At 64.0% G+C, this 2,450-nt stretch carries 1 protein-coding gene and 1 pseudogene; both read left to right on the top strand.

Going from position 1 to position 2,450, the window contains the following annotated elements; genetic code table 11:
* Positions 1 to 801 precede the first annotated feature (801 nt).
* Positions 802 to 2,238 carry a group II intron reverse transcriptase/maturase gene (gene ltrA / locus WAQ08_RS21510; protein ID WP_422194629.1) on the top strand — a complete coding sequence of 479 codons (1,437 nt, stop codon included), beginning with the start codon at positions 802 to 804 and terminating at the stop codon, positions 2,236 to 2,238.
* A 73-nt stretch (positions 2,239 to 2,311) separates the two neighbouring features.
* A pseudogene (locus WAQ08_RS21505) lies at positions 2,312 to 2,450 on the top strand (LURP-one-related family protein); the annotation flags it as partial.

The raw sequence follows: 2,450 nt of genomic DNA, 5'->3' as shown, positions 1-2,450 counted from the left end.
GGCGCGGGTGGAGGCGCGGCTTCGGCAGCAGGAGCGGGGTCTCCGCGAACGGCAGCTTTTGCCTTCTCGACGCTCTTCAGGGCCTCGTTGATGACGTCGTCGGCGATGCTGGTGGAGAAACTGCCCTTCTCATCGGGTTGACTCACACGCCGAAGCGTAGCCACAAGCCCAGCCGCGCGTCTTGCGAGAAGGGCACCCGCCCGCGTGGTGCGCTAAGGTGTGACCTTCATGGTGTGTCGTGAAGGCGAAGCGGAGGTGAGCGCGGAAGCGACCGCCGAAGCCGAGCCATGCTGCACCGTTCCAGCGGGTGAAAGTCCCGCCGCGGTAATCGCCGGAGAGCCGCGTAGCAGACTGGCACCTGAGGCCCAGAAGCCGACTGGTGAAGCCCAGTGTCGAAAGCCCTCAGAGGGGAAACCCTTGGGAGGGAAGCAACAGCGCGGGCCGCAACATCAAGTGAAGCCTGCCGCCTCGTCACACAAACAATCCGAGAGCCGAGCCGAGCATGTCGCGGCGAAGGCCACGTTTCCTGCCCGTGAGTCCGGATGGGGAGGAAGTCTCGGCGGGGTAGAGGGAGCAGCACGCGCTGAAGGAGCGGAGCGGAACACGAGAGACCCGTCTGCGCAGCCGACGTCCGGCAAAGACCGACCGTATAAGCCGAGTGCGAAAGCGGGCGGAGCGCAGCGGGAGTCCGAGGGGGTCGTAGTACCGACGAAGGCAGGAACGAGGGCCGTGAAGAAGAACGCGGCCCGAGGGAAGGGCCCCTGGGGTGGGACAGCTTCAGCTGGAGGTAAGGGCGAGGGCATGACGCGCGAACGCGCGTCCAACAACCCCGGCAGGCACGAGCCTGACGCAAAAGTCCGAGGACTCCAGCGGAAGCTCTACGTTGCAGCCAAGCAGCAGAAGGAGCGCCGATTCCACGCGCTGTACGACCGATTGTGCCGGAGTGACGTCCTGCACGAGGCGTGGGAGCGGGTGAAGCGCAACAAGGGAGCCGCGGGCGTGGATGGAATCACGCTCGAGGAGATGGAGCAGTACGGCGTCGAGAAGCTGCTGAACGAGCTTCGAGATGAGCTCCATGCAGGAGAGTACCGGGCACCTCCCGTGCTGAGGCGGTACATCCCGAAGGCTGATGGCAAGCAGCGGCCGCTGGGGATTCCGACGGTGAAGGACCGCATCGTGCAGACGGCGGCGAAGCTGGTGTTGGAGCCGATTTTCGAGGCTGACTTCTTGCCCTCGTCCTTCGGTTTCCGGCCGGGCAAGAGCACGTTGCAGGCACTGGAGACGATTCGCGAGGCAGTCAACGCGGGCAGTCACCACGTGCTGGACGCCGACATTCGCGACTACTTCGGCACCATCGACCAGACGGTGTTGATGGAGCGCGTGTCGAGGCGTGTCTCAGACAGAAGAGTCCTCAAGCTGCTGCGTGGTTGGCTTCAGGCAGGCGTGATGGAAGGCGGCACGTACTCAGAGACGGTCTCGGGTACGCCACAGGGAGGCGTCATTTCCCCGCTGCTGTCGAACATCTACCTGCACTTCCTCGACAGCGTGTGGCAACGCCAGTGCGCCGGCATCGGCACGCTGGTGAGGTACGCGGACGACTTCGTGGTGCTCTGCAGAAGCCGCGAAGCCGTGGAAGAGGCTGAACGAAGAGTGCGCATCATCTTCGAGCGGCTGAAGCTGACGCTGCATTCCGAGAAGACGAGAAGAGTCGACCTGAACGAGGGGAAGGAAGGCTTCGACTTCCTCGGCTGTCACCTGCACATGCGGATGTCGGGGAAGCTGTGGGAGGAGCGGCGGATTCGTCGCTACTACCTCCAGCGGTGGCCCTCGAGGCGAAGCATGAAGCGGGCGCGGACGAGGGTGAAGGAGCTGACCGACTCACGACGTGACGGCGTGAAGGACGTGGACGTGCTCATCCGCGACCTGAACCCGGTGCTTCGAGGCTGGGGCGGCTACTTCTCGACAGGGAATGCGGCCCGGAAGTTTCGTCAGCTCGACCAGTACGTCGTGCGGCGGCTGAACTTGTTTCGTTGGCGACGCCACCGGCGACACGCGAAGGCAGGACAACGCATTCACTGGGAGCGCGAAGACTACGAAGCTCGGGGCCTGTACCGATTGCGCGGAACCATTCGCTACCCGAAGCCGTGCATGCTGCATCGTGAAGTCCCACCCGTAAGCCGTGTGCGGGAAACCCGCACGCACGGTTTGAAAGGAGGTGGGGGAGACCGCGCCGCGTAAGCGGAAACGGCACCCCCATCCACCAATGCGCTACGTGCTCCGGCAGGACCTGCTGTAGTTCGGTGACGACTTCACGATCAAGGACGAGAACGGCAAGTCGTGTTTCACCGTGGACGGCAAGGCGTTCACGTTGCTGCGCGAGAAGCTGTCGTTCCACGACGCTGGCGGCAAGGAGCTCGCGTTCATTCGCGAGAAGCTGATCGCCCTCACGC

Source organism: Aquabacterium sp., assembly GCF_049274795.1.
In the GTDB taxonomy this organism is placed as follows: Bacteria; Pseudomonadota; Gammaproteobacteria; order Burkholderiales; family Burkholderiaceae_C; genus Aquabacterium.
This window is presented reverse-complemented; position numbering and strand designations above follow the sequence as displayed.

What these genes read in the sequence shown, in the direction of transcription:
- ltrA (WP_422194629.1), top strand. Translation starts at nt 802, where the DNA reads ATGACGCGCGAACGCGCGTCCAACAACCCCGGCAGGCACGAGCCTGAC.